The following is a 25,295-nucleotide window of genomic DNA, read 5'->3' as shown; positions in this document are numbered from 1 at the left end:
CGGTCATGCCGAACAAAACAGCAGTGGTGACCGGCGGCAGCCGCGGCATCGGCCGGGCGATCGTCCTGGCCCTGGCCGGCGCGGGTTATCAGGTCGCGTTCAGTTACGTACGTGACGAAACGGCGGCGATGGAGCTGCGCGGGCAGCTCCAGGCCCAAGGCGTCGAGTGCCTGGCGCTGCAATGCGATGTCGCCAGCGCCGACAGCATCCGCACCTTCTTCGAGCGGGTCGAGGCGCATTTCCAGCGCATCGACCTGTTGGTGAACAACGCCGGCATCACCCGCGACGGCCTGCTGGCGACAATGCCGGTCAAGGACATCGTCGAGGTGATCCAGACCAACCTCGTCGGCACCCTGCTGTGCTGTCAGCAGGTGGTGCCGGGCATGATGCGCCAGCGCGGCGGCTGCATCGTCAACATCGGTTCGGTGGCGGCGCAGAAGCCCGGCAAGGGCCAGAGCAACTACGCCGCCGCCAAGGGCGGGGTCGAAGCGCTGACCCGCGCCCTGGCGGTGGAGCTGTCGCCGCGCAACATCCGGGTGAACGCGGTGGCGCCGGGCATCGTCAAGACCGAAATGAGCACCGCGCTGATCGGCAGCCAAGAGGAGGAAATCCAGTCGCGGCTGCTGATCAAGCGTTACGCCGAACCTGAGGAGATCGCCGAGGCGGTGCTGTACCTCGCCGAGCGCGGCCTCTATTTGACCGGGGAGGTCCTGCCGGTCAACGGCGGGCTGAAGATGCCATGAACCGCACCATCCTGATCACCGGTGCCGCCAAGGGCATCGGCCGTGCCGTGGCCGAGGCCTTTGCCGCCGACGCCGGCAACCGTCTGATCCTGCTGGATCTGGATCTGCCGCAGTTGCAAGGCTGGCTCGATGCGCAGCCACAGCAGATCCGGGCACAGGTCGAGACCCACCGGGCGGACATCGCCGACCTGCCGGCCATGGAAACGCTGTTCAAGGCCCTCGGCAAACAGGTCGCGCAGGTCGATGTGCTGGTCAACAGCGCGGGCATCTGCAACGAGAACGAACCCGATGACCTGCTCAACTGGCACCGGGTGATTTCGGTCAACCTCAACGGCACGTTCTACGTCACGTCGCTGTGCCTGCCGCTGATGCCCGACGGCGGCCGGATCATCAACATGTCGTCGATCCTCGGCCGCGCCGGCAAGGTGCGCAACACCGCGTACTGTGCCTCCAAGCACGGCATCGTCGGCATGACCAAGGCGCTGGCGCTGGATCTGGCGTCGCGCCGGATCACGGTCAACGCGATCCTGCCGGCGTGGATCGACACGCCGATGCTGCAGGGCGAGCTGGCGACGCAGGCGGCGATGGCCGGGCTGACCCAGGAGCAGATCCTGCGCAACGCGAAGAAGAAACTGCCGATGCGCCGTTTCATCGAGAGCGAAGAGGTGGCGGCCATGGTGAGCTACCTGGCGAGCCCGCAGGCGGGGGGCGTGACGGCCCAGAGCCTGGTGATCGACGGCGGCGTCGGGTTGGGAATGTAGCGATGCCCAGACTTCACATCAGCCGGGCCGCCTGGGCCGCCGTGGCCTGCCTGAGCGCGGGGCCGGCGCTGGCCGGCCTCACGGCGCAGGATCTGCAGCCGGACTACGCCGACGCCGAGGTCGGCGTGGCCACCGCCGTGCGGTTGCACGGCGATGACCGGGTCACCCAGAAGGCCGTGTATTTCAAGGCCAACCTGGAGGACAACTGGGACGGCGGCTACTACAAGGCCAAGGGCCGCGTGCGCTATGACGCCCGCTACGACGGCAGCAACCCCTACGGCGAGCGGGCGCAGGACAAGTACCGCTTCGACGCCGACTGGCGGCACCTGTACGTCGGCCATTCGTTGGGCGACGGCGAGGTGACCGTCGGCTGGCAGCAGGTGGTCTGGGGCCGTGCCGATGAACTGCGGGTGCTCGACCAGATCAACCCGCTGGACTACCGCGACGGCCTGACGCCGCTGCTGGAGGACAGCCGCATCGCTGTGCCGATGGTGCGTTTCGCCCAGCCGGTGGGCGAGTGGGAACTGGAGGCGCTGTGGATCACCGGTTTCGAAAAGAACCGGCCGCCGGTGGCCGGCAGCGAGTTCGACGCGCCGCTGTTCGCCGTGCCGGACCCGCAGTATTTCCTGGTCGACTCCAAGCCCGGCTATGACGGTGACCAAGGCTTTTCCTACGGCCTGAGCGCCAACGGCCGGATCGGTGCGGTGGACACCAGTTTCGTCGCCCTCAACGCCCGCCAGCAGGATCCGGTGTACGCCGTCGAAGGCCTGGCCGAGGACGGCCGCACGCGTCTGGAACGGCGGTTCCCGCGCTACACCATGGGCGGTGCGGGGCTGGCGATCGATGCCGGCCACAGCATCGTGGTGCGCAGCGAAATCGCCTGGTTCGACCGCTGGCGGGTCACCAACCCGACCCGCGGCTACGGCGCCGACAGCACGCCGATGGTCAAGTCGCTGCTGGGCGTCGACTACCTGTTGCGCGACTGGCTGATCTCCGCGCAGTGGCAGCGTCAGCAATTGGTCGACTGGCAGGCCGGCATGGTGCAGGACAAGCTCGACCACCTGTTCACCCTGTCGGCCGAAGGCACCCACTGGCAGGACCGCCTCAAGAGCCGGCTGGTGGTCGCCGCGTCGCCACCGTTCCACGACGATGCGCTGCTGCAGGGCATCTTCACCTACAAGCCGGTGGACTGGATCAAGCTCGGGCTGGAAGTCGACGTGTTCTTCGGCAAGCCGGACCGCTCGTTCGGCGAGTACAGCGACCGCGATCAGGTGCGGCTGTCCGCCGGTTATCTGTTTTGACCCCATGACGCCTGCGTGCCCCGGCGTACAGGCCTGAAACGACTCAAACAACGAAAAGGGAAGCTCACATGTTGCCGTTACTGAAAACCATGACCGCCGCCGCGCTGATCCTCGGTGCCGCCTGCGCGAACGCCGCCGGCCAGAACGCCGACGACATCATCCAGAAGGTGCGCGACCGCAACGACGGCACCAGCTTCATGTCCCAGGTCTCGCTGATCCTGCACGACAAGAAGGGCAACACCCGGGTGCGGGAGTTCACCTACCTGCAGAAGGATTACCCGGACAGCGACAAATTCAGCATGTACTTCTCCGCGCCCACCGACGTGCGCGACGTGGCGTTCCACATCGAGAACCCCCACGAACCCCTGGGCCTGGAGGACAGCCAGTGGATGTACCTGCCGGTCAGCCGCCAGACCCGGCGCATCTCCACCACCGACAAGCGCGGCTCGTTCATGGGCAGCGAGTACTCCTATGCCGACCTGGACAAGATTCGGGTCAAGGACTACTCGCAGGTGCTGGTCGGCGAAGAGCAGGTCAAGGGCCGCGACTGCTACGTGATCGAACGCGAACCGGCCTCCCCGGAGGTGCTGGCCAAGACCGGCTACAACAAGCTCAAGGTGTGGATCGACAAGGGCAACTTCCTGGTCATGCGCCAGGACTTCTTCGACATCAAGGGCGTGCTGATCAAGCAGATGCGCACCCAGAAGGTCGAGACCATCGATTCGATCGACAGCATCGTGCTGAGCGAGACCGAGCACTTCATCGACGGCACCCGTTCGGAGATGCGCTTCAACCAGCTGCAGTACAACGTGCCGCTGGAAGACCGCCTGTTCACCCAGACCGCCATCAAGCGCGGCCTGAAGACCGGCGACCTGCCCGAGTTCGCCGTGTCCGCCCGCTAACCGGGCGCCGCCCCGAAGACCCTGGAACGCATGATCATGGAAAGATACCTGAACTTCGTCGAGCGCCATGCGCGGGCGATCGTTTTCCTGCTGGTGGCGATCACCGCGTATTTCACCTATACGCTGGGTGCGCTGGTGTCCGACACCAACCCTTACTTGCTCAAGGACACCCACCCGGCGCGCAAGACCATCATCGACCTGCAAGGTGAGTTCACCGGCACGTTCGACTCAGTGATGGTGGCGCTGAACAACCCGCAGACGGTGTTCAACAAGGACACCCTCAACGCGCTGTTCTCGCTGTCGCAGTCGGTGCGCAAGATGATCCTGGCCAACGACGCCGACAAGGAACAGCTGGCGCAGATCGTCGCCGGCCATCCCGACGACAGCCGCGCGCAACTGCTGACCCGGGACATTCTGGAGGACGGCTTTTCCCAGAACGACTACGCCCAGGCCAAGGCCCTTCGCGACCATGCCCAGAGCGAGGGCTGGGATCCCCACGACCAGCTGTTCCTGACCTTCCTGGCCGAGCGGATCAACCCGATCCGCGAAATGGCGTCCATGGGCGATCTGGAGAACATCGTCCTGACCGACGGCGGCGAGCTGCTGATCCACAAGACGCTCAACGCCTATGACATGGATCCGGCGCTGGTCGAATCGCAGATCATGGGCAACGAGCTGATGGTCGACGGGGTGGTGTCCAAGGACAAGAAAGTCGCGATGCTGGTGGCCGAGCTCGGCACCAAGCAGGACGACGCCCAGGCCCAGCTGCGCGCCTACCAGATCGTGCGCGGCCTGGTCGCGCAGTACCAGGCCGAGCACCCGGCGTACAAGGACGAGATCTTCATCGCCGGAATGCCGATCTTCATCGCGGCCCAGCAGGAAATCATCGACCACGACCTGGCGGTGCTGTTCCCGATCGTGTTCCTGCTGATCACGCTGCTGCTGATCTTCTTCTTCCGCAAACCGCTGGGCGTGCTGCTGCCGCTGTTCAACATCCTGTTCTGCACCATCTGGACGCTGGGGCTGATGGCCCTGTGGCGGGTGCCGTTCGACCTGCTCACCAGCGTGTTGCCGGTGTTCCTGTTCACCATCTGCTGCTCGGACGCGATCCATGTCATGGCCGAGTACTACGAGCAGAAGAACGCCGGCAAGAGCAACCGCGAGGCCAACCGCCGCACGCAGCGGCTGATGGTGGTGCCGGTGGTGCTGACGACCGTGACGACCATCGCCACGTTCCTGATCTCCACCACCAACAACATCGTCAGCATCCGCAACTTCGGGGTGTTCATGTCCATCGGCCTGACGGCGGCGCTGATCATTTCGCTGCTGCTGATTCCGGCCTGGATCTCGATCTGGGGCAAGGACCCGACGGCGCAGGCCAAGGTGGCGGTGCACAAGGAATCGGTCATCTCGCGCTATCTGGTGGCGTTCTGCGCGTGGATGATCCGCTTCCGCAAGCCGATCCTGGTGGTGCTCGTGCCGTTGCTGGCGCTGGCGACGGTGTTCACGTTCCGCGTCGACATCGAAGACTCCGGCATCGCCTACTTCAAGCCGGACAGCCACATCCGCATCTCCGACCAGTTCATCAACCACGCCAAGGTGGCGGGCACCGCGCCGGGCTGGATCGCCATCGACAGCAAGGAGCCCCGTGGCGTGCTGACCACCGAGACGGTGCAGTTCATCGACCGGCTCGACCGCTTCATCAAGCAGCAGCCGAACGTGAGCTACGGCTATTCGCTGGCCACCTACGTCAAGCGCATGAACCTGGTGCTCAACGACATGGACCCCGCGTACCTGCGGGTGCCGGAGGCGGTCGAGAAGGTGTCCTCGGTCAACGACGACGGGCAGGTCGAGCAGTTCGAGGTGACGGGCAACTCACTGATCGAGCAGCACGTGATGCTGTTCGAGAACGGCGGCGGCTCGGACCTGAACAACGTGCTCAACGCCGACTTCTCCAAGGCGTTGACCCTATACACCATGACCTCGTCCGTGGCCAGCGACTATCAGGGCATGCTGGACCGCCTCGACGCCTGGCTGCTGGTGAACAAGCCGGCCAACCTGGAAGTGACCCACGCCGGCACGCCGCTGATCTGGACCGGTGTGCTGCAGGAGATCACCCAGGGGCAGGTGCTGAGCTTTTCCCTGGCGCTGGTGGTGGTCACGCTGATGATGATGTACTGGCTCAAGTCCGTGCGTCTGGGCCTGCTCGGGATGCTCACGCTGCTGACCACGTCGGTGACGGTCTACGGCTTCATGTTCCTGTTCCACATCGAGCTGAACATCGGCACGACGCTGGTGACGTTCCTGGTGGTCGGCGTGGTCGACTACGCGGTGCACCTGCTGTCGCGGATCAAGCTGCTGGTGCAGGAGGGCGTCGAAGTCGATGCGGCGATTCTGCAGGCGATGCACTGCGTCGGCCGTTCGACGGTGATCAACGTGGTGATCTTCTCCGTCGGCTTCATGGCCCTGCTGTTCTCCGACTTCAAGCCGATCGTCGACCTGGGGGCGCTGGTGGCCATGGCGCTGTTCTCCAGCGGGGTCATGACCATCGTGCTGGTGACGCTGGTGTCGCCGTGGTTCTTCGGGGCGGTCGTTCCGCTGGCGCAGGTGGCCGACACACACTCTGCCGGTGGGGAACCGGCCATGAACTGATTCGGCGAAAACCGCTTCCGCCGGCCCTGGTACGGCCTGCGGGAGCGGTCACCCGGTGCAGCAGGACATTCAGTTCAGTGTGTTGCCGGAGTTTTTTTCGCCTTGGCGGGCGATGCGCTCGAACTGACACTCTTGGCGCGCATCGCTGAGGTTGTTCTCAAAGGCTTCCAGGCCATCGTGCAACTGCCGCAATTCGCCGATCCGGGCCACCAGATCGGCTTTTTTTTCGGCGATCGCCTGCTGCGCCATGTCCCAGGGGAACACGTCGCCGCGGTAGCTGTTGAGGATCACCTGAAGTTCCTTGAGCTTGAAGCCCAATTGCTGGGCGCACTTGATGAACGTCAGCACCTCGACGCTCTCCTGGCTGTAGATCCGGTATTTGCCCTCACGCCTGGGCTCCGGCAACAGGCCGATCTCTTCGTAGTGGCGAATGCTTTTGACTGTGGTGCCCGACAGCTGGGCGGCTTTGCCGATATACATAAAGGTCCGTCTCGATGATCAAACAGGGCTGATGCGCGACCAGGCCTCATGCCTGACCGGGGGCGATCATACCGTGGATAACATGGAGAGGTTGCGGCTGCGTGCTTATGACGCGCGCAGCCGACCGACGGCCCCTTGCCGCAAAGAACCGCAAGGGACCGCAGAAGCGCTGACGGCGGTGTGCCGTCAGCGCAATGAAGGGAAATGCCTCAGCTGGCGGCGGCGGTCACGCGCGCCTGCTCCAGCCAGATGTCGCGCTGTTCCGGCTTCGAGCCGAGGATCGGGCCGAACGTCAGGGTCTTGATCGGTTTGATGCCGCAGAACTCCAGGGTGGTCTTGCGCATCTGGTGCAGGCCCGGCATGCGGTAGATCCACTTGTAGTACCAGGGCGGCGTGTCCATGGTCACCAACAGGTGCGCGGTGCGGCCCTTCAGCAGCTTGTCCGGGAAGGCCTTGCCTTTGCGGTACTTGAAGGCGAAGCCGGACAGCAGGATCCGGTCGAGGAAGCCTTTGAACAGCGCCGGGATCCCGCCCCACCAGATCGGGTACACGAAGGTCAGGTGCTCGGCCCAGGTGATGTCGGCCTGGGCCTGGAGCAGATCCGGCTCCAGGGGCTGGGGCTTGTTGTAGCCTTCGTGCAGCACCGGGTCGAAGTCCAGCGTGTCCAGGCGCAGCAGGCGCACGTCGTGGCCGGCCTCCTTGGCGGCCTGGACGTAGGTTTCGGTCAGGGCGCCGCAAAAGCTGTCGGTGGAAGGATGCCCCAGAATCACGAGCATTCGTTTGCGCATCATGTGTACTCCTGAAATGAAGCCCTCAGGATAGAGTCTGCCCCTAACGGTAGAGTCAAGGCGTTCCCGGCGTCAGCGCGTCCAGCAGGGCGCGGGCGTAGGCGGGCAGGTGGGCGAAGTCGCGGGCGCAGAGGTGGAGTTGGCGGTTGGCCCAGTCCTCGGACAGGGTGCGGTGGGCGATCCGTGGTTTTTGCGCGGAGCGCTCCAGCGCCGCCAGCGGCACGATGGCAAGGCCGGCACCGTGGGCGACCATGCGGATGACGGCGTCGAAACCCTCGGCGCGCATCCGGATCGCCATGCGCTGGCCGATGTGCAGCGCTTGTTCTTCCAGGTGGATCGCCAGTGCGCTGGCGGCGCCCAGGGCCACGTAGTCGTGGCTCAGGGTCTGGGCGAAGGTGAGCGAAGGCCGTTCGGCCAGGGCATGCCCCGGCGGCAGGATCAGCACCAGCGGATCGTCGCGGAAGAAGCGGGTCTGCAAGCCTTCGCGGTCCACCGCATCCGAGACGATCCCCAGGTCCGCCGCCCCCTCGCGCAGGGCGTGGGTGATGCGCGCGCTGGGCAGTTCCTGCAGGTCGATGTCGAGGTTGGGGTGGCGGCCCAGGAAATCCGCCAGGGCTTCGGGCAGGTATTCGGTGATGGCCGTGGTGTTGCACAGCAGGCGGATCCGGCCTTTGACCCCATGGGCGTAGTCGGCCAGGTCCTGCTGCAGGCGTTCGGCCTGCTGCAGCAGGATCCGGGCGTGGTGCGCCAAGACCTGGCCGGCCGGCGTCGGGGTGACGCCACGGCGGCCGCGCTGCAGCAGATCGGTGCCCAGCGACGCTTCCATGGCGCGGATCCGCGCGCTGGCGGCGGCCAGCGACAGGTGGCTGCGGTCGGCGCCGGCGGTGATGTTGCCGGCGTCGAGGGTGTGCAGGAAGAGGCGCAGGTCGGTGAAGTCGAAGTGCATCGGAGAGTCTCGGGCAGTGTGTCGTTTGCACTGGCCTTATCGCCAGCAGGCTGGCTCCCACAGGGATTGTGGTGTCCCCCGGAACGGTGGGAGCCGGCCTGCTGGCGATGGGGCCTGTGAGGTCGTCCTGTCTACCGCATCCCCCTGTGGGAGCGGGCTTGCCCGCGATGGGGCCAGTGGCCTCAGCACTATTCTCAGCCTCTTGTTTTGCAATAGGCTGCCTCAGTATATGGCAGATTTCCAAAACGTCCGGCCAGGCGCACAGTGGCGCCATGAACGCCTACCTCGATTTCTACCAGAACCTCGGCATTGTCCTGTCTTTGCTGGTCATCGCCACTTTCTTCCTCGCCGGCTCGGTCAAGGGCGTGATCGGCCTCGGCCTGCCCACGGTCGCCATGGGGCTGCTGGGTCTGGCTATGGCGCCGGAGCAGGCAGCGGCGCTGCTGATCGTCCCGGCGACCCTGACCAACCTCTGGCAACTGGCCTTCGGCGGCCACTTGCCTGGGCTTGTGAAGCGCCTGTGGCCGATGCTGCTGTCGATTTTCCTCGGCACCGGCGTCGGCACCCTGTGGCTCGGCATGGCGGGCGGGCATTGGGTCGTGCGCGGGCTCGGCGCGGCGTTGCTGCTGTATGCGCTGTACGGGTTGTGGCTGCCGGCCTTGCGGGTCAATCGTCGGTATGAGCCCTGGCTTGGTCCGGTGTGCGGCGCCGTGACTGGGGTCATCACCTCGGCCACCGGCGTGTTCGTGATCCCGGCGGTGCCTTACCTGCAAGCGTTGGGCTTGAGCCGTGATGAGCTGGTGCAGGCGCTGGGCCTGTCCTTCACCGTGTCGACCCTGGCCCTGGCCGGCGGCCTGCTGTGGCGCGGCGCCCTGGGCGGTGCGGAATTCGGCGCCTCTTGGCTGGCGCTGGTGCCGGCGATGCTCGGCATGGGGTTCGGCCAATGGCTGCGCCGACGGATCAGCGCCACCTTGTTCAAGCGGGTGTTCTTCATCGGTCTGGGCGCGCTCGGCGCCCATCTGCTGGTCAGCGGCTAGCCGACGAGGCGCTGAGCATCTCGATCGGGCGGATGTCGAAATCCCGCTCCAGGTATTCCATGCGCTGCGCCAGGAACTGCTGCATGTGCGGCAGGTTCGAGTGCACGTCCAGGTGCGCCTGGGATTCCCAGATCTCGTAGAAGATGAACAGGGTCGGATCGTGCTTGTCGCGCAGCATGTGGTACTCGATGCAGCCCGGTTCGGCGCGGCTCGGCTCGACGTGGGCGCGGAAGAACGCCTCGAAGGCCTCGGCTTTTTCCGGGCGGGTCTTGGCGTGCAGGATGAAGCCTTGGCGTTCGCTCATCGTTCGGTTCCTCAAGTTGAAGTGGCGGCCAATGCTACGGCACGAATCGTTGGGTGATTCGTGATTTTCAGTCAAATGTCATTTGCGCAACCGCTGCTTATTCCGCGCGGGGCGGACCGTTAACCTGCCGCCATTCCTTCACTTCCCTTCTCCATCCGGCGAGTGCGCCGGGCATTGGAATCCATTCGAGGCTGACCCATGAAAAAAGTACTGTTGCTCAACGGCGGCAAAAAATTCGCCCACTCCGACGGCCGCTACAACGCCACCCTGCACGAGGCGGCGCTCGCCGTGCTCGACCGCGGCGGTCTCGACGTCAAGACCACCTTCATCGACGAGGGCTACGACGTGGCCGAAGAGGTGGCCAAGTTCCTCTGGGCCGACGTGATCATCTATCAGATGCCGGGCTGGTGGATGGGCGCGCCGTGGACGGTGAAGAAGTACGTCGACGAAGTGTTCACCGCCGGCCACGGCAGCCTCTACGCCAGCGACGGCCGCACCCGTTCCGACGCCTCGCAGAAGTACGGCAGCGGCGGCCTGATCCACGGCAAGCAGTACATGCTGTCGCTGACCTGGAACGCGCCGCAGCAGGCCTTCGAGGATCCGACCGACTTCTTCGAGGCCAAGGGCGTGGACGCCGTCTACTTCCCGTTCCACAAGGCCAACCAGTTCCTGGGCATGACCGGCCTGCCGACGTTCCTGTGCGTGGACGTGATGAAGCGCCCGAACATCGAGGCCGACGTGGTGCGCTACGAGCAGCACCTGAAAGAGGTGTTTGGCCTCAAGGCTTGAGGCTCGGCTACTATCGCAGGCCTGAGCCTGAGGTGCAGGCCTGCCGATTCGAGGACACCCGTGAAAGCCAGATCCGATGAGTTGCAGATTTTCGTCTGTGTGATCGAGTGCGGTTCGATCTCCGCCGCCGCCGAGCAGGTCGGCCAGACGCCGTCGGCGGTCAGCCGCACCCTGTCGCGGCTGGAGGCCAAGCTCGAAACGACGCTGATCAACCGCACCACCCGGCGTATGGACCTGACCGAAGAGGGCAAGTACTTCTTCGCGCAGGCCAAGCGCATCCTCGACCAGATGGACGAGCTGGAAGAGCGGCTCATTTCCCGCCACCAGACCCCGTCCGGGCGGCTGCGGATCAATGCCGCCTCGCCGTTCATGCTGCACGCGGTGGTGCCGTACGTCGACGAGTTCCGCCGTCTCTACCCGGACATCCTGCTGGAGCTCAACAGCAACGACCTGATCATCGACCTGCTGGAGCAAAGCACCGACATCGCCATCCGCATCGGCACCCTGGCCGACTCGACGCTGCACGCCCGGTCGCTCGGCTGCAGCCCGCTGCTGATCGTCGCCAGCCCGGCATACCTGGCCGCCCACGGCACCCCCGCCGAAGTGGCCGACCTGAGCCGGCACGTCTTGCTCGGCTTCACCCAGAACGAAGGCCTCAACCAGTGGCCGCTGCGCCATGTGCACGGCGACCGCTGGCCGGTCACCCCGGCCATCGGCGCCTCCAGCGGCGAGACCGTGCGTCACCTGGCGTTGGAAGGGCAGGGCATCGCTTGCCTCTCGCACTTCATGACCATCGACGACATCCGCTCCGGGCGCCTCAAGGTGGTGCTGGCGCAATTCAACAGCGGATACCGGCAGCCGATCAACGCCGTGTACTACCGCAACTCGCAGCTGGCGCTGCGGATCCAGTGCTTCCTGGATTTCATCCAGGGCAAGCTGGCGACCTACGCCAATGCGGACTTCAAGGGCTGATCACGCTTGCGCACACAAAACAGACCTGTAGGAGCGAGCCTGCTCGCGATTACGTAGTGTCAGTCGATGCCAATGTCGAATGACAGACCGCAATCGCGAGCAGGCTCGCTCCTGCACGTTTTTGTGTGTCTTGAGTCGCGCAAACCTTTGGAAACAAAAGACTTCGGGCGGCATTTAAATTTTAGGTCGCGTTTTGCGGGCGCTCCGCACAATTGCGGCTAGGCTGATTCCCGGACACGCAGATTCGATACTGCAGGTTCGGCACCCACTTGATGTCAGGCATGAGGCCGTGTGAGTGGGTTACCTCCCGTGGAGTTTTTTCTACAAAAGGAATTGGCGATGACCATGCGCACTCATGATGCCCTCCCCTAAAGGCATGTCCCGGCGAACGTAACCGCTTCGCCGCCTCACTTGTTAACGACCCACGGCCACTGACGGCCGGAATCCGCCATGGGCCCGGGCAACAGATGCCTGGCGCACGGGCGCGCTCATCCATGAAGTCGGCAATAACAGGGAACAGTCATGCTCATTCTAGGGATCACCAACAACGATCTGTCGGGCGCTTGCCTGGTGCGCGACGGTCAGATTCTGTCTGCGGTCAGCGAAGAACGCTTCACCCGGATCAAGGACCACAAGGTCTGGCCCGCCCAGTCCATCGAATTCGTGCTGAGCCAGGCCGGGGTCTCGCTGGAGGACCTCGACCATGTGGCGTACGGATGGAACGCGGGCTTCAACGCCGACAAGCACATGGAGCTGTACTTCGACCGCATCGTCGAGGAGGCGCGGAACAATCCCCAGGGCCTTGCGCAGTTCCGCAAGCGCGTCACCGACGAGATCCGCAACGATAAGGAAAAGCGCGCCGAGTTCGACCGGTTCATCGCGGACAACGGCCTGGCCGGCAAGGCCTACTTCATTGACCACCATGAATGCCATGCCCTGGGTGCCTATGTCTGCTCGCCGTTCGACGAGGCGCTGACCCTGACCTGCGACGGGCGCGGCGACTTCCAGTCCCTCACCGTGAGCTGGTACGGCCCCAACGAAACCACCGTGCTGCAGCGCGAGACCAGCATCGACAGCCTGGGCTATTTCTACGGGCGCATCACCCGCCTGCTGGGTTACAAGCCCAACCGGCACGAGGGCAAGATCACTGGCCTTGCCGCATTCGGCGATCCGCAGAAGCTGCTGGGCGTGATGCAGCAGATGATCCGGTTCGAAGACGGGCGCATCAAGGCGGTGTGCGGCGACCTGTTCCTGCCGTCCTACGACCACTACGCCGACAGCCTGCAGGCCCTGCTGGCCGATGAGACCCCCGAGGACATCGCGGCGGCCGCCCAGCGCCACACCGAAGACCTGCTGGTGGCGACCGTCAGCCATCACCTGGCGCAACGGGGCAGCGCCGCCCTGTGCCTGGCCGGCGGCGTGTTCGGCAACGTGAAGCTCAACCAGCGCCTGCGCGAGATCCCCGGCGTGACGGACGTCTACGTGCTGCCGTGCATGGGCGACGGCGGCCTGGCCCTGGCGGCGGCGGTCGGCGCGGCGTACCTGGAGAACGGCACCCGCTTCAGGGCCCCGTCGATGATGCTCGGGCCGGATTCGCGCAGCGTGTCGCAGAACATCAACCTGATCCACCGCGACTACCCCGAGCTCGGCTACCACACGCCGTCGAACCTCATCGAGGTGCTCACCGAGGCGTTGCAGGAAAACCAGGTGCTGGGCATGTTCAAGGGCAAGATGGAGTTCGGCCCGCGTTCGCTGTGCAACCGCAGCATTGTCTACCACGCCCAGGATGCCGAGGTGAACGACTGGCTGAACAAACGCATGCACCGCACCGAGTTCATGCCGTTCGGCCCGGTCACCGCCATCGAACAGGCGGCGGCCTGCTACGTCGGCTGGGAGGAAAGCCAGGTGGCGGCGGACACCATGACCATGACCTACGATTGCCACCCGACGTTTCGCGAGGCGAGCCCGGCGGTGGTGCACATCGACGGCACCGCACGGCCGCAGGTCATCCGTCCGCAGTCCGATCCGTTCATGCATCGCCTGCTGACCGCCTGGCACGAAAAGACCGGCCAGGCCGCGTTGATCAACACCTCGTTCAACCGCCATGAGGAACCCATCGTCTGCACGTCCCGGGATGCCCTGGATGCGTTGAAGGAGGGGATGGTGGACCTGGTGGTGATGAGCGAATCGCTGATCGTCTGGCGCAAGGGCAAGAACCCTTTCACCCAGCACCGTTTCGAATAGACGCAAGACCGACAGCAGGGCTCCGCCGGAGCCCTGACCGGAGGCAAGTCCTATGGATGACGAATGTATCTGATCTTTTTCGGTTTCTTTGCGGCGGAAGGGATCATCTATCCGTTCTGGCCGACCTGGCTGGACTCGCTGGGCTTCAGCGCCAGCCAGATCGGCCTGCTGATCGCGGCGGTGTACTGGCCGCAGGTGGTGACCGGCGTGCTGATCACCTACGTGGCCGACTGGCGCGTGGACCAACTGCGCCTGGCCGCCGCGCTCGGTTTCTCGGCGGCGCTGTGCACGCTGCTGTTCCATTTCATGCCGGCGCACCTGTGGGGATTCGTGTGCCTGAGCATCCTGTTCGGCGGCCTGTGGATGGTGGTGCTGCCGCTGTCCGAGTCCTACCTGCTCAAGCGCGACAAGCAGGCGTTGCAGAACTACGGCTGGGTGCGGGCGGTGGGGTCGTCGGCGTTCATCCTGACGTCGACCCTCGGCGGCCTGCTGTTCGCGCACCAAGGCCAGTCCTGGGTGCCGCTGGTGATCGCGGCGAGCATGGCCTTCACCGGGGTGGCCTGCCTGTGGCTCAAGCATCGGGTGCCGCGCACGCCGCCGGCGCCGGCCGGGCCCCCCCCCAAGCGTCCGGACTGGACAGCGCTGTTCGCCCACAAGCCGCTGCTGATCGCGGTTGCGGCGGCCAGCTGCATTCAGTTGAGCCACACCCTGTACTTTTCCACCGCCTCGATCGGCTGGGGCGTGAAGGGGTATTCCACGAGCTGGATCGGCGCGTTCTGGGCGTTGGCGGTGCTGGCGGAAATCACCTACTTCGCGTTCTCCAACAAGGTCCTGGCGCACTGGCCGGCGCTGCCGGTGGTGATGGTCTCCAGCGTCTGCGCCGCCGTGCGCTGGGCGTTCTTCTCCGACAGCGACGCGCTGGCGCTGATCGTGCTGGGGCAATGCCTGCACGCCCTGAGCTTCGCCGCCTACCATTCGGCGATCATGCGCCTGATCCGCGATCACGCGCCGCAGGACATCCAGGTCTTCACCCAAGGCGTCTACTATTCGCTGGCTGTCGCGTTGCCCATGGGGCTGGCCACGCCGTTCGCCGGCTACCTGTACGAGACGCTGCCGCAGTGGTCCTATCGCGTCATGGCCCTGTTCGCCCTGGCCGGCACGGCGCTGGCCTTCATCGCCCACCAGAGAATGCGAAGTTCAACGGATGACACCAAGAACGTTTACAGCCGTCTGCTTTGACATGGACGGCGTGCTGATCCAGTCCCGCGAGGTCATCGAACTCGCCTGGACGACCGTGGCGCGCCAGTACGCAATCGCCGTCGACCAGGCGTTCATCGACGAGCACATTCACGGCCGCCCCGGTGGCTACACCTTGCAGGCCCTGTTCCGCCGCTTCGACGAGCGTAAGCGGGCGGCGATCAAGCAGGAAGTCGACGCCATCGAGGAACGTTCCGCGTGCTCGCTGGTGCCGGGCGTCGCCGAACTGATCGGCCGGCTCAGGGGCCGCGTGCCCATGGCCCTGGTGACCAGCAGTTGGCGGGCGCGGGTCGAGCATGTCCTGCAGCAACATGACTTGGCCTCGGCCTTCGACACCATCATCTGCCGTGACGATGTGCGCCACGGCAAGCCCGCGCCCGATCCCTATCACCTGGCGGCGGCGCGGCTGGGTTGCCGAAGCGATGAATGCCTGGTCTTCGAAGACTCCGTCAGCGGCGTGCAGTCGGCCACCGGCAGCGGCGCGCTGTGCATCGGCATCGGCGACGACCCGACCCTGACCGGGCACGGCGCCGCGTGCGCGTACGCCGACTTCACCCGGCTGCCGGTCTCGCTGGCGGCGGAATCGGCCCATGGCTACGTCGACGGCGGTCTGGTCCTCGGTGCCCGGGAGGCGGTTCTCTCATGACGCCGACCCTCAAGCACGCCAGCGTCCTGTGGGACTTTCTCGGGTCGGGGCGCGGGCACGAGTCCTGCGAGCTGATCGTAGTCTGCGGCTCCTACGACCTGCGGGTCTGCGACTACGCCTGCGAGCTGCTCAAACGCGGCGTCGCCCCGCACCTGCTGTTCACCGGCAACACCGGCAACTGGACGAAGCATTTGTGGGAACGTCCCGAAGCCGAAGTCTTTGCGCAACGGGCCCTTATGCTGGGGGTGCCGGCGGAGCGGTTCACCCTGGAGCGCCGCGCCACCAATTTCGCCGAGAACATCGCCTTCGCCAGGGCGCTGTTTCCGGACGTGCGCCGGGCGACGTTCCTGACCAAACCCAACTCGATCCGGCGCGTGGCGTTGACCTTGCCCGTGCAGTGGCCGGAACTCGACGCGCTGGTGGATGCGCCTGCGTTCGGCTTTCCCGACGGGGTCAGTCACTTGATCGGCGTGCTGGGGCTGATCGACGAAATGGTCGGGGATGTGCACCGGATCAAGGTTTATCCGTCGCTGGGCTTTCAGGTCGGGCAGGAAATCCCGGAAGATGTCCAGGTGGCCTGGCGCTACCTGATCGAGCAGGGATTCGATCATCATCTGATCAAGGGAAGGGACTGACGCTGGCCTGATGCCGGAGACCCCATGCGCTACGACACACTGATCCGCAACGCCCACGTCATCGACGGCAGCAATGCCCCCGGCTACACCGCCGACGTGGCGATCCGAGCCGGCCGCATCGAGCGCATCGGCGACCTGCCGGACGCCTGCGCCCGCGAAGAGGTCGACGCGGCCAGTCGGGTGCTGGCACCGGGGTTCATCGACGTGCACACCCACGACGACACCGTGGTGATCCGCCAGCCGCAGATGCTGCCCAAGCTTAGCCAGGGCGTGACCACGGTGATCGTCGGCAACTGCGGGATCAGCGCCGCACCGGTCAGCCTGCGGGGTGATCCGCCGGATCCGATGAACCTGCTGGGCAGTGCGGCGGCGTTCGTCTATCCGCGCTTTCGCGATTACCGCGCCGCGGTCGAATCGGCGAACACGACGCTGAACGTGGCGGCGCTGGTCGGGCATACGGCGCTGCGCAGCAATCACCTCGATGACCTGTTCCGCACCGCCAGCGCCGAAGAGATCGCCGCCATGCGCGAGCAGTTGCGCGAAAGCCTCGAAGCAGGGGCCTTGGGGTTATCCACAGGCCTGGCCTATGCGAGCGCGTTCTCGGCGTCCACCGAGGAAGTGATGCAACTGACCGAAGAACTGAACGCCTTCGGCGCGGTGTACACCACCCACCTGCGCAGTGAATTCGAACCGGTGCTGGAGGCCATGGACGAAGCGTTCCGCATCGGCCGCCACGCGCAATCGCCGGTGATCGTCTCCCACCTCAAGTGCGCCGGCGTCGGCAACTGGGGGCGCAGTCCGCAACTGTTGGCCTCGTTGGAGGCGGCGGCGAAAAACCATCCGGTGGGCTGCGACTGCTATCCGTACGCGGCCAGTTCCTCGACCCTGGACCTCAAGCAGGTCACCGACGCCCACCGCATCACCGTCACCTGGTCCACGCCCCACCCGCAGATGGGCGGCCGCGACCTGGCCGACATCGCCGCCGAATGGCAGGTGCCGCTGCTGGAGGCGGCGCGGCGCCTGCAACCGGCGGGCGCGGTGTATTACGGCATGGACGAGAACGACGTGCGGCGGATCCTCGCGCATCCGCTGACGATGGTCGGCTCCGACGGCCTGCCGGAAGACCCGTTCCCGCATCCTCGCCTGTGGGGCGCGTTCCCTCGGGTGCTGGGGCATTTCAGCCGCGATGTCGGGCTGTTTCCGTTGCACACCGCCGTGCACAAGATGACCGGGCTGTCGGCCAAGCGCTTCGGCCTGGCGGAACGCGGGGAAATCCGCGAAGGGCATTGGGCGGATCTGGTGCTGTTCGACCCGGCCACCGTGCGCGACGTGGCGGACTTCAACGACCCGCAACGGCCGGCGCAGGGGATCGACGGCGTGTGGGTCAACGGCGCTTTGAGCTACCGCGACGGGCAAGCTACAGGGTGCCGGGAAGGACGGTTTCTGGCGCGCCGGGGCGACCTGCGGGAGGGATTTCGCTGAGGATTCCGAGCAGTGCGTCACAGTGGTGGCACATTGCAATTAAAGAATGCCGGGCGCAGGCCGAAGCGCTGACATCCAGCCCGTCTACAATTGGGGCCAATCAGTCAGGGAGCAACCCATGAGCTTCGGCAAAACCACTCCGATCCTGCGGATTTTCGATGAGGCCAAGGCGATCGAGTTCTACGTCGGTTTCCTCGGCTTCACGATCGATTGGCAGCACCGCTTCGAAGAAGGCTTCCCGCTGTACCTGCAAATCTCCCGGGGTGATTGCGTGCTGCACCTGTCCGAACACCACGGCGACGCCACGCCGGGCTCGGCCCTGCGCATCGAGACCGACGAACTGGAGGCGTTCCAGCAGCAACTGATCGCCAAGGCCTACAAATTCGCCCGCCCGGACATCCAGGCCATGCCGTGGGGCAGCCAGGACATGACCGTGACCGATCCGTTCGGGAACCGGTTGGTGTTCACCAATGCGATTTGTGTTTGAGGCGTTCGCTGGCGTAGCAGAGCGTCTGCGGTAACGGCCGAACGTTTTCGGCAACCCTTCTGACCGCTTTCGCGGGCAAGTCGCATCGCCGTTCCCACATGGCTTTGCGGTGGGCGCAGATTCTGCATCCACCCCAATCCTCTGTGGGAGCCAGCCTGCTGGCGATGGCGCCAGAGAAGGCGCCCCAGGAAAAGATCAAGACAGTTGCTCCCGCAGGTTCGTTGCGTCCCTGCGGGAGCAGGCTTGCCCGCTGACGGGTGTCAGACGCGGAAGTGACTCACCATCTGCTGCAGCTGACCGCCCAGGCGGGCCAGTTCGACGCTGGACGCGGCGGTCTCGTCGCTCGCGGCGGCGGTCTGTTCGGACACGTCGCGCACGTTGATGATGCTGCGGCTGATCTCTTCGGCCACGGCGCTCTGCTGCTCGGCGGCGGCGGCGATCTGCTGGTTCATCGACTGGATGTTCGACACCGTGCGGGTGATGTTCTCCAGGGAGTCGCCGGCCTTGCGGGTCAGGGCCACGCTGCTGTCGGTCAGGGCGCGGCTGTTGTTCATCACGGCGGCCACTTGCTGGGTGCCGTTCTGCAGGCCCGCCACCAGTCCTTCGATTTCCTCGGTGGACTTCTGCGTGCGCTGGGCCAGGCCGCGGACTTCGTCGGCGACCACGGCGAAGCCACGGCCCGCCTCACCGGCACGGGCCGCTTCGATGGCGGCGTTGAGGGCCAGCAAGTTGGTCTGTTCGGCCACGGCCTTGATCACGTCCATGACGCTGCCGATCTTGTCGCTTTCCTGCTGCAGCACGGTCATGGCTTCGGTGGAGCGCACCACTTCGCTGGCCAGACGCTCGATCTGGGCGATGGCTTCGTTGACCACCTTGTCGCCGTCGCGGGCTTCGCCGTCGGCGGCCGCAGCGGCCTGGGAGGCCTCTTCGGCGTTGCGCGCGACTTCCTGCACGGTGGCGGTCATTTCATGCATGGCGGTGGCGACCTGATCGGTCTCGACCTTCTGGCTGTTGACCCCGGCGCTGGTCTGCTCGGTGACGGCCGACAGCTCTTCGGCGGCGCTGGCGATCTGGGTGACGCCGTCGCGGATGCCGCTGATCAGGTCGCGCAGGGTCACGCCCATGCGGGCGATGCCTTGCTGCAGCACGCCGAGTTCGTCGCGGCGGGTGACCTTGACGTTCTGGGTCAGGTCGCCGCTGGCGATGCGCTCGACCACGGTCAGGGTTTCCTGCAGCGGACGGGTGATCTGACGGGTGATGATCACGGCGGCGATCACGCCCACCAGCAGCGCCAGCAGGGTGCTGATCAGTTGCAGGGTGCGGGCCTGGGCGCTTTCCACGTCGCGGCGGTCAAGCTGGATCTGGTACAGCTGCTCGCTCAGGGTCACGATGGTGGCGCCCTGGTCGGTCATTTCCTTGCGCGCCTGCACGGCGTCGGTGTTGGCGGCCTTGTAGGCCTGCAAGGCGCTGCGGTAGCTGACCAGCGCGTCTTCCAGCTGGCGCAGGGCGCTCTGGTGGGAGCTGGCGAAGTGCGCGTTCAGCTGCTTGAGGCTGGCGATCGCGACATTCAGCTGGGCGACGGCTTTCTGTTCGGTGTCGGCGTTGGTGGTGGCGGTATAGCCGCGCACTTCGTAGCGCGCCAGGATGAACGCTTCCTTGGCTTCGGTGATGGCCTGGAACTGCTCGAAGCGCTGCTCGCTCATCGGCAGTTGGCGGACGAAGTCGCTGATGGTCTCAAGCTGGGTGTAGGCGGTCTCGGCGTTGGCGGACATGGTGTCGCGTGCGCTGTTGCCGGTGCGGTAGGCGTTGCGCATCTTGTTCAGCGACGTCTGGTACTCGGCGATGGTCTGCGCCTGCTCCTTGAGCAGTTTGACGTTTTCCGGGCTTTTGAACTTGCTGATCAACGCCTGCTGCTGAGCGGCGAAGCCGTCGAGGGTGGTCTGCACGTTCTGCGCGGCGGTCTCGTCGCCGTTGGTCAGCATGTATTGCAGGCGCACCACGCGCAGCTTGGTCAGGCCGGCGTTGAGCTGGGTGATGTCGCTCATCCAGTTGCTGCGGTCAATCAGGCCGCCCAGGCTGGTCCAGCCGGTCAGCGCCAGGATGCAGGTCAGTGCCAGGACAAGGCCGAAGCCCAGCCCCAGTTTGAGGTTCACGCTGATGTTGCCGAACCAGCTATTCATCACAATTCCTCCAGAAACGTTGTGCTGCTTGATCGTCGGTTGGGCTGGAAGATTGTTGTTCTTTTGAGCCAGCAAGGGTGTTAGCAGGACTGTATCGGCCGCAATCCCGAGAGCTGAAAGGATTTTGTCGGACGGAATCTGTAACAAAGCTTTCCGGCGCGTCCGCATGTCCTCCCAAGGTTTTTTTCACACGCGTTTCACCGGTCGCCCACGCCGCTGTCCTTAACCTCGCCGCTTTGAATGTCGCGTGCTGTATGCCGGTGAGGCGGCCTGCTGTGGAATTGAGACTGAGTCTGTTCGGGGTCAAACGCTCGCTGTCGCTGGGCGGCCTGGCCCGCTACCGCAATGCCTGGGTGATCCTGGCGGCCACGCTGCTGGCGGTTCCCTTGACCCTGTGGCTGCTGGCGCCTGCGGCGGTGCCGGACCTGGCCCACGGCAACGTGGCCGGCGCAGAGGCGCTGGCGGCGGGGTGGGCCAAGGGCGACATGATCGTGCTGGTGCGCCATGTCGAGCGCTGCGACCACTCCAAGGCGCCTTGCCTGATCGGCAACGATGGCATCACCGACCGCTCGCGCAGCGTCGCCGTGGGCGTCGGCGCGCAGTTCGAGCGCCTGGGCCTGGCCCACGCCGACATCTACAACAGCCCGATGCTGCGCACCGTGCAGACCGCCGGCTACATGTTCAACCGGGCGGCGACCGGCGAGGACTGGCTGATCAACTGCAAGGGCCGGATGCTGCAGGACGCCCTCGCGCACAAGGTGCCGGGGCGCAACCTGATCCTGGTGACCCACAGCGAATGCATGGCGCAGCTGGAAAAGGATCTGAAGGTCTCCGCCTCGACGCCCGGCTACGGCGCCTCCCTGTTCATCTCCGCCGCCAACCCATCGGCGCCGAAAATGCTCGGCCTCATCGAAGCCTCGGACTGGCGCTCGGTGACTGCCCAATGACTGCCTCCCTCACCTCAGGACACTCCATGACGCCCAGCCGCTACTACCTGTTCAACTTCGGCATTCCCCTGGCCTGCGCGGCGCTGGTGTTTGCGGTGTTCGACATGACCCACCTCGATGTCGCCTTCAGCAACCTGCTGTTCGACCCGGTGAGCCAGTTGTTCCCCATCGAGCAGAACCACCTGTTCGAACAGTTCACCCACAAATGGGCGCGAATCATTCCGAACTGGACGGCCGAAGGGGCGTTGATCGCGTTGATGCTGTCGTTAGTCTGGCCATTGTTGGGCACCGACCGGCGCCCGCGCCTGGGTGCGTTCCTGGAGCGCAGCCAGGTGGCGCCGGTTCTGCGCTTCGCCGCTGAGCATCGGCGCGACTGGCTGTTCGTCGTCGTGGCGTTCGCGCTGTGCACCGGCGTGATCCATTTCCTCAAGGCCCACACCAGCGTGTATTGCCCGATCGAAACCACGCTGTACGGCGGCAAGATGGCGCACGTCGACTGGTTCAGCAATTTCCAGCTGTTCCGCGAGGCCGGCGACGGCCGCTGCTGGCCGGGCGGCCACGCGTCGGGCGGGTTCACCATGCTGGCGCTGTACTTTGTCGCGCGCCGTCACCAGTGGCGTTTCTCCAGCGCCGTGCTGTACGGATCGCTGCTGCTCGGCCTGATCTACGGCACCACGCGGGTGCTGCAGGGCTGGCACTACATGTCCCACACGTTCTGGGCCGGGATCTTCGTCTGGCTGACCTGCCTGCTGACGGCGCTGGCGTTCTACGGCCAGGCCCGGCTGGCATTGCCGGTGCTGCAAGAGCGCCGGCGGCCGGTGTTCGCCGCCCAGGCCGGCACCGCCTGACCCTTCTGCGTCGTGCATGAAAAAACCGCCGTCACTGGCGGTTTTTTCATGGGCGTGAATCCCTCAGTAGCCGACGAAATAATAGGCCTGGCGCCCGACCATCATGGTCTTGAGCACTTTGAGCGGCGCGGCGGGCTCGCTGTCGCCGGACATCACCGCCACGTGGGCCGGCGAGGCGCGCAGGTAGGCGTCCAGTTGGGCGGGGGTGTCCAGGCCCTTGAGGATGCTCTGGGTGTAGAACACGCTGGCGCCACCCAGCCGCTCGTTGGCCTGGAACAGCGCCACCTGTTGGCCGTTGGCCTGCATCGACTGGATCTGCTCGGTCAGCGGCAGGAACGACAACTGGCGGTCGGCCCGGGGCATCGCCCACTGCGCTGCGCCCAGGTAACTGGCGATCACCAGCGCCAGCAGGCCGGACGCCAAGGCCCGGCGGTGCCGTGCGAGCCAGCCGGTGAAGCCGTGTTCGCGGCCCTTCAGCCGTTCGAACAGCACCGCCGCGTACTCCGCTGCGATCACAGCGGCGGCCGGGGTCATCGACATCAGGTACACCGTGCGTTTGCTGGAGGCCAGGGTCAGCATGATGAACTGGGCAATGATCCACAGGCTGAAAAACAGCAGGTAACGGTTGGCCCGCAGGCTTTTGCGAAAGTGCCACAGCCCCAGGTACACCAGAATGTTCCACGGCAGGAACGCTTCCGGCAGTTTGGCCAGGTAGTAGTAGAACGGTTCGTAGTGGCCGGCCTCCACGAAGGAGCCGCTGAAGCGCCCGACGCTGTTGGTCAGCAGCACTTCGCCCACGGCCTGCGCGCCGCCGCGCTGGTACAGCACCGCCAGCCAGATCAGCAGCGGCACCAGCCCCAACGCCGTCAGCAGGCCCGGACGCAGCCAGGCGCCGAGCTTCAGGCGCCGGTCCATCAGGTTGTCCGCCAAAAGGTACGCGAAGATCACCACCCCCGGCATGGCCAGGCCCAGCACGCCTTTGCTCAGGGTAGCGACGGCGATCCCGGCGGCGAACAGCAGGCCGTTACCCACCGTCGGCGAACGCAGGCCCTGGAAAAACGCCAGCAGCGCGGTGGTCACGCCGAGCGCCAGCAACGCGTCTTCGCCGACGCCACGCACGTTGCTCCAGTAGCTGGCCATGGTCGCCAGCAGAATCCCCGCCGTCCAAGCGATGGCCCGTGGCCGTCCGAGGCGGCGCAGCATCGTGTACAGCACCATCACGCTGAACAGCCCGGCAAACGCCGACGCCAGCCGCACCGCCCACGGCGACACGCCGAACACGCGCAGGGCGCCGGCGTCCAGCCACAGGCTCAGGGGCGGTTTCTCCAGGAACGGCTCGCCGAACAGGCGCGGCGTCACCCAGTCGTTGTCCAGGTGCATCTCCATGGCGATCCCGGCGACCCGGGCCTCGGTGGAGCCTTGCAGTTGATGGTTGCCCAACGCGAAGAAGAACAGCAGGGCGGCAAGCAGGAACAGGGACGAGGCGGCACGCGACATGGATTCAGGCAACCGGAGTGAGCAGGAAACCCGAGCTTACCCGGCCAATGCTTAACAAATTGTGAACGTCAGGAAAGACGTCGCGACCAACGCTGCTCTTCCGCCTCGAACCGCTCGTTCACCCGCGCCGTCAGCACATGGTCCTGCCAGCGCCCGGCGATGTTCAGGTACGCCTTGGCGTAACCCTCACGCTCGAACCCCAGGCGCTCCAGCAACCGCGCACTGCGCTCGTTGCCGGGAATGTAGTTGGCCATGATCCGGTGCAGGTTCTGGCTTTCGAACATGTAGGCGATGCCGGCCTCCAGCGCTTCATGCATCAAACCCTGGCCCTGATGGGCCTCATCGATGTGATAGCCCAGGAAGCAGGCCTGGAACGCGCCGCGGATGATCCCGCTGAAATTGCACGCGCCGATCATCTGCCCGCCGTCCGGCGTCAGCAGCGCCAAATGCACCGCCAGCCCGGCCTCGAAAGCGCTGCCCTGCACCTCAAGGCGCCGGCGGATCTGTTCGGTGGAAAAGTAGTCGTCGGTGCGGATCGGCGACCACGGGGCCAGGTGACGCTGGTTGCGTCGGTAGAAATCGTGTTCCAGACCCGCCTGCTCCGGATCGAGCACGGCGAGCGTCAGGCGTTGGCAGGGCAGGGTGAGCAGCGGCATTGTGCGCTCCGTTGGCGGGACTTACTGGAAGAATTGCCCGATAGGGACGAAAACACAAACCGCTCGCTTGAGTTTGCGCAGGGTTTGAAGATTCACGAGGCGGCTTCGTATATCGTCGAGCCCCATGGAATCCGATCAAGGAAAAGGAAATGGAGTTTGCGTTCACCACCGGCCAGCAATCATTGCGCCTGCTGCCCCCCGACCCGACGCTGTGCACCGCGCTTGCCCACGCGCTCAACACCAGCCACGTCGCCCACGCCGAATTCCTGCCCTGGGCCCGTCCCCACACCACCGAGGAACAGGCGCTTGAGTTCCTGCTCATGTCCCGTGACGACTTCAGCAGCGAAACCGGCGAACGCCGCTGGTTCATCGTCACCGACGACGGCCAGACCGTCCTGGGCTGCATCGGCCTGAAGCCTCGGCGACGCAATCGTTACGTCGTGGGGTACTGGGCCAACACCGAGCATTCGGGCAAGGGCTACATGCGTGCTGCATTGAGCCGATTGCTTTGTGGTTTTCCTGACGCTGCCTTCTATCTGAGCGCGTCTTCGGCCAACACCCGCAGCCAACGCCTGGCAGAATCCGTCGGATTCGAGCTGATCCGCGTGCACCGCGCGGCCCGCAACTCGCCGCAGCACGGCGTGCAAGACACACTGGCCTACCGCCTCGATGCCAAATCCGAGGCAAAAAAAAAGCCCGCGGGAGAGCGCGGGCGAACCGTAGTTTCTTGAATGAGCGAGG

The 25,295-nt window shown here is 65.3% G+C and carries 23 protein-coding genes and 3 pseudogenes; 17 read left to right on the top strand and 9 right to left on the bottom strand.

Annotation, left to right across the window (positions count from 1 at the left end; all coding sequences use genetic code 11):
• The first annotated feature begins 5 nt into the window (after nucleotides 1-5).
• The 5 genes from CAG29_RS19630 to CAG29_RS19610 all read left to right on the top strand — a co-directional run bounded on the left by CAG29_RS19630 (nucleotide 6) and on the right by CAG29_RS19610 (nucleotide 6,359).
• Nucleotides 6-743: a 3-oxoacyl-ACP reductase family protein gene (locus CAG29_RS19630; protein WP_085578335.1), complete on the top strand. Its 738-nt coding sequence runs from the start codon at nucleotides 6-8 to the stop codon at nucleotides 741-743.
• Entirely contained in the window at nucleotides 740-1,504 is a 765-nt protein-coding gene (locus CAG29_RS19625) for an SDR family NAD(P)-dependent oxidoreductase (protein ID WP_085695004.1), read from the top strand. The genes CAG29_RS19630 and CAG29_RS19625 overlap by 4 nt, the downstream gene beginning before the upstream one ends.
• Nucleotides 1,505-1,506: 2 nt before the next feature.
• Nucleotides 1,507-2,805 carry a DUF1302 family protein gene (locus CAG29_RS19620; RefSeq protein ID WP_085695003.1) on the top strand — a complete coding sequence of 433 codons (1,299 nt, stop codon included), beginning with the start codon at nucleotides 1,507-1,509 and terminating at the stop codon, nucleotides 2,803-2,805.
• A 68-nt stretch (nucleotides 2,806-2,873) separates the two neighbouring features.
• Nucleotides 2,874-3,707, top strand: coding sequence for an outer membrane lipoprotein-sorting protein (locus tag CAG29_RS19615; RefSeq protein WP_085578341.1), 834 nt, complete (start codon nucleotides 2,874-2,876; stop codon nucleotides 3,705-3,707).
• Between the two features lie 36 nt (nucleotides 3,708-3,743).
• Nucleotides 3,744-6,359, top strand: a complete 2,616-nt coding sequence (locus CAG29_RS19610; protein WP_085695013.1) for an RND family transporter — start codon at nucleotides 3,744-3,746, stop codon at nucleotides 6,357-6,359.
• 69 nt (nucleotides 6,360-6,428) lie between these two features.
• Here the strand turns inward: CAG29_RS19610 and CAG29_RS19605 are convergent, their stop codons facing one another.
• The 3 genes from CAG29_RS19605 to CAG29_RS19595 form a co-directional block, all read right to left on the bottom strand.
• A complete protein-coding gene (locus CAG29_RS19605) occupies nucleotides 6,429-6,839 on the bottom strand; it encodes a MerR family transcriptional regulator (RefSeq protein WP_085578343.1) in 411 nt (136 codons plus the stop codon).
• A 209-nt stretch (nucleotides 6,840-7,048) separates the two neighbouring features.
• A complete protein-coding gene (locus tag CAG29_RS19600; RefSeq protein ID WP_170929982.1) occupies nucleotides 7,049-7,630 on the bottom strand; it encodes an NAD(P)H-dependent oxidoreductase in 582 nt (193 codons plus the stop codon).
• Between the two features lie 52 nt (nucleotides 7,631-7,682).
• The gene (locus CAG29_RS19595; protein ID WP_085695002.1) at nucleotides 7,683-8,573 is read right to left on the bottom strand and encodes a LysR family transcriptional regulator; all 891 of its coding nucleotides are present in this window, start codon (nucleotides 8,571-8,573) and stop codon (nucleotides 7,683-7,685) included.
• A 272-nt stretch (nucleotides 8,574-8,845) separates the two neighbouring features.
• Here CAG29_RS19595 and CAG29_RS19590 point away from each other — a divergent pair, with 272 nt between their 5' ends.
• The gene (locus CAG29_RS19590) at nucleotides 8,846-9,610 is read left to right on the top strand and encodes a sulfite exporter TauE/SafE family protein (RefSeq protein WP_085695001.1); all 765 of its coding nucleotides are present in this window, start codon (nucleotides 8,846-8,848) and stop codon (nucleotides 9,608-9,610) included.
• On the opposite strand, the gene CAG29_RS19585 is transcribed toward CAG29_RS19590, so the two are convergent.
• Entirely contained in the window at nucleotides 9,600-9,914 is a 315-nt protein-coding gene (locus CAG29_RS19585) for a putative quinol monooxygenase (protein ID WP_085578349.1), read from the bottom strand. The genes CAG29_RS19590 and CAG29_RS19585 overlap by 11 nt on opposite strands.
• Nucleotides 9,915-10,112: 198 nt before the next feature.
• Between CAG29_RS19585 and CAG29_RS19580 the strand changes: the two genes are divergently transcribed.
• The 8 genes from CAG29_RS19580 (at nucleotide 10,113) to CAG29_RS19545 (ending at nucleotide 18,426) form a co-directional block, all read left to right on the top strand.
• The gene (locus CAG29_RS19580) at nucleotides 10,113-10,703 is read left to right on the top strand and encodes an NAD(P)H-dependent oxidoreductase (RefSeq protein ID WP_085578351.1); all 591 of its coding nucleotides are present in this window, start codon (nucleotides 10,113-10,115) and stop codon (nucleotides 10,701-10,703) included.
• 60 nt (nucleotides 10,704-10,763) lie between these two features.
• A complete protein-coding gene (locus CAG29_RS19575) occupies nucleotides 10,764-11,675 on the top strand; it encodes a LysR family transcriptional regulator (RefSeq protein ID WP_085633624.1) in 912 nt (303 codons plus the stop codon).
• 522 nt (nucleotides 11,676-12,197) lie between these two features.
• Nucleotides 12,198-13,919 (top strand): carbamoyltransferase C-terminal domain-containing protein, encoded by a 1,722-nt coding sequence (locus CAG29_RS19570; RefSeq protein WP_085695000.1) that lies wholly within the window; start codon nucleotides 12,198-12,200, stop codon nucleotides 13,917-13,919.
• 63 nt (nucleotides 13,920-13,982) lie between these two features.
• Nucleotides 13,983-15,158: an MFS transporter gene (locus tag CAG29_RS19565; protein ID WP_085633621.1), complete on the top strand. Its 1,176-nt coding sequence runs from the start codon at nucleotides 13,983-13,985 to the stop codon at nucleotides 15,156-15,158.
• A 1-nt stretch (nucleotide 15,159) separates the two neighbouring features.
• Complete coding sequence (locus CAG29_RS19560) at nucleotides 15,160-15,822, top strand: HAD family phosphatase (RefSeq protein WP_256575747.1); 663 nt, start codon at nucleotides 15,160-15,162, stop codon at nucleotides 15,820-15,822.
• Nucleotides 15,819-16,457 carry a YdcF family protein gene (locus CAG29_RS19555; RefSeq protein ID WP_085633617.1) on the top strand — a complete coding sequence of 213 codons (639 nt, stop codon included), beginning with the start codon at nucleotides 15,819-15,821 and terminating at the stop codon, nucleotides 16,455-16,457. Before CAG29_RS19560 ends, CAG29_RS19555 begins: the two co-directional genes overlap by 4 nt.
• A gap of 24 nt (nucleotides 16,458-16,481) precedes the next feature.
• Complete coding sequence (locus CAG29_RS19550) at nucleotides 16,482-17,939, top strand: amidohydrolase family protein (protein WP_085694999.1); 1,458 nt, start codon at nucleotides 16,482-16,484, stop codon at nucleotides 17,937-17,939.
• A 118-nt stretch (nucleotides 17,940-18,057) separates the two neighbouring features.
• Nucleotides 18,058-18,426, top strand: coding sequence for a glyoxalase superfamily protein (locus CAG29_RS19545; protein WP_085578365.1), 369 nt, complete (start codon nucleotides 18,058-18,060; stop codon nucleotides 18,424-18,426).
• 260 nt (nucleotides 18,427-18,686) lie between these two features.
• Here the strand turns inward: CAG29_RS19545 and CAG29_RS29100 are convergent.
• From CAG29_RS29100 to CAG29_RS29090, 3 pseudogenes are all read right to left on the bottom strand, one after another.
• Nucleotides 18,687-19,283: pseudogene (locus CAG29_RS29100) on the bottom strand (methyl-accepting chemotaxis protein); the annotation flags it as partial.
• A gap of 309 nt (nucleotides 19,284-19,592) precedes the next feature.
• Nucleotides 19,593-19,643, bottom strand: a pseudogene (locus CAG29_RS29095) (hypothetical protein); the annotation flags it as partial.
• Nucleotides 19,644-19,808: 165 nt separating this feature from the next.
• Nucleotides 19,809-20,606: pseudogene (locus CAG29_RS29090) on the bottom strand (methyl-accepting chemotaxis protein); the annotation flags it as partial.
• A 275-nt stretch (nucleotides 20,607-20,881) separates the two neighbouring features.
• On the opposite strand from CAG29_RS29090, the gene CAG29_RS19535 reads away from it, so the two are divergent.
• Nucleotides 20,882-21,553 (top strand): histidine phosphatase family protein, encoded by a 672-nt coding sequence (locus tag CAG29_RS19535; RefSeq protein WP_085633611.1) that lies wholly within the window; start codon nucleotides 20,882-20,884, stop codon nucleotides 21,551-21,553.
• Nucleotides 21,554-21,579: 26 nt separating this feature from the next.
• Entirely contained in the window at nucleotides 21,580-22,401 is an 822-nt protein-coding gene (locus CAG29_RS19530; protein WP_085578371.1) for a phosphatase PAP2 family protein, read from the top strand.
• A gap of 63 nt (nucleotides 22,402-22,464) precedes the next feature.
• Here CAG29_RS19530 and CAG29_RS19525 read toward each other — a convergent pair whose 3' ends face one another.
• Nucleotides 22,465-23,898 (bottom strand): glycosyltransferase family 39 protein, encoded by a 1,434-nt coding sequence (locus CAG29_RS19525; protein WP_085694998.1) that lies wholly within the window; start codon nucleotides 23,896-23,898, stop codon nucleotides 22,465-22,467.
• Nucleotides 23,899-23,966: 68 nt separating this feature from the next.
• Nucleotides 23,967-24,554 (bottom strand): ribosomal protein S5-alanine N-acetyltransferase, encoded by a 588-nt coding sequence (gene rimJ, locus CAG29_RS19520; RefSeq protein WP_085694997.1) that lies wholly within the window; start codon nucleotides 24,552-24,554, stop codon nucleotides 23,967-23,969.
• Nucleotides 24,555-24,703: 149 nt separating this feature from the next.
• On the opposite strand from rimJ, the gene CAG29_RS19515 reads away from it, so the two are divergent.
• A complete protein-coding gene (locus CAG29_RS19515) occupies nucleotides 24,704-25,285 on the top strand; it encodes a GNAT family N-acetyltransferase (protein ID WP_085694996.1) in 582 nt (193 codons plus the stop codon).
• The last annotated feature ends 10 nt before the right edge of the window (nucleotides 25,286-25,295 follow it).

The organism is Pseudomonas sp. B7(2017), from assembly GCF_002112745.1.
GTDB classification, from domain to species: domain Bacteria; phylum Pseudomonadota; class Gammaproteobacteria; order Pseudomonadales; family Pseudomonadaceae; genus Aquipseudomonas; species Aquipseudomonas ekonensis.
This window is presented reverse-complemented; position numbering and strand designations above follow the sequence as displayed.

What these genes read in the sequence shown, in the direction of transcription:
- CAG29_RS19560 (WP_256575747.1), top strand. Translation starts at nt 15,160, where the DNA reads ATGGACGGCGTGCTGATCCAGTCCCGCGAGGTCATCGAACTCGCCTGG.
- CAG29_RS19525 (WP_085694998.1), bottom strand. Translation starts at nt 23,898, where the DNA reads ATGTCGCGTGCCGCCTCGTCCCTGTTCCTGCTTGCCGCCCTGCTGTTC.
- CAG29_RS19555 (WP_085633617.1), top strand. Translation starts at nt 15,819, where the DNA reads ATGACGCCGACCCTCAAGCACGCCAGCGTCCTGTGGGACTTTCTCGGG.
- CAG29_RS19570 (WP_085695000.1), top strand. Translation starts at nt 12,198, where the DNA reads ATGCTCATTCTAGGGATCACCAACAACGATCTGTCGGGCGCTTGCCTG.
- CAG29_RS19530 (WP_085578371.1), top strand. Translation starts at nt 21,580, where the DNA reads ATGACGCCCAGCCGCTACTACCTGTTCAACTTCGGCATTCCCCTGGCC.
- CAG29_RS19545 (WP_085578365.1), top strand. Translation starts at nt 18,058, where the DNA reads ATGAGCTTCGGCAAAACCACTCCGATCCTGCGGATTTTCGATGAGGCC.
- CAG29_RS19625 (WP_085695004.1), top strand. Translation starts at nt 740, where the DNA reads ATGAACCGCACCATCCTGATCACCGGTGCCGCCAAGGGCATCGGCCGT.
- CAG29_RS19610 (WP_085695013.1), top strand. Translation starts at nt 3,744, where the DNA reads ATGGAAAGATACCTGAACTTCGTCGAGCGCCATGCGCGGGCGATCGTT.
- CAG29_RS19600 (WP_170929982.1), bottom strand. Translation starts at nt 7,630, where the DNA reads ATGATGCGCAAACGAATGCTCGTGATTCTGGGGCATCCTTCCACCGAC.
- CAG29_RS19515 (WP_085694996.1), top strand. Translation starts at nt 24,704, where the DNA reads ATGGAGTTTGCGTTCACCACCGGCCAGCAATCATTGCGCCTGCTGCCC.
- CAG29_RS19595 (WP_085695002.1), bottom strand. Translation starts at nt 8,573, where the DNA reads ATGCACTTCGACTTCACCGACCTGCGCCTCTTCCTGCACACCCTCGAC.
- CAG29_RS19590 (WP_085695001.1), top strand. Translation starts at nt 8,846, where the DNA reads ATGAACGCCTACCTCGATTTCTACCAGAACCTCGGCATTGTCCTGTCT.
- CAG29_RS19630 (WP_085578335.1), top strand. Translation starts at nt 6, where the DNA reads ATGCCGAACAAAACAGCAGTGGTGACCGGCGGCAGCCGCGGCATCGGC.
- CAG29_RS19620 (WP_085695003.1), top strand. Translation starts at nt 1,507, where the DNA reads ATGCCCAGACTTCACATCAGCCGGGCCGCCTGGGCCGCCGTGGCCTGC.
- CAG29_RS19550 (WP_085694999.1), top strand. Translation starts at nt 16,482, where the DNA reads ATGCGCTACGACACACTGATCCGCAACGCCCACGTCATCGACGGCAGC.
- CAG29_RS19605 (WP_085578343.1), bottom strand. Translation starts at nt 6,839, where the DNA reads ATGTATATCGGCAAAGCCGCCCAGCTGTCGGGCACCACAGTCAAAAGC.
- CAG29_RS19585 (WP_085578349.1), bottom strand. Translation starts at nt 9,914, where the DNA reads ATGAGCGAACGCCAAGGCTTCATCCTGCACGCCAAGACCCGCCCGGAA.
- CAG29_RS19565 (WP_085633621.1), top strand. Translation starts at nt 13,983, where the DNA reads ATGTATCTGATCTTTTTCGGTTTCTTTGCGGCGGAAGGGATCATCTAT.
- rimJ (WP_085694997.1), bottom strand. Translation starts at nt 24,554, where the DNA reads ATGCCGCTGCTCACCCTGCCCTGCCAACGCCTGACGCTCGCCGTGCTC.
- CAG29_RS19615 (WP_085578341.1), top strand. Translation starts at nt 2,874, where the DNA reads ATGTTGCCGTTACTGAAAACCATGACCGCCGCCGCGCTGATCCTCGGT.
- CAG29_RS19580 (WP_085578351.1), top strand. Translation starts at nt 10,113, where the DNA reads ATGAAAAAAGTACTGTTGCTCAACGGCGGCAAAAAATTCGCCCACTCC.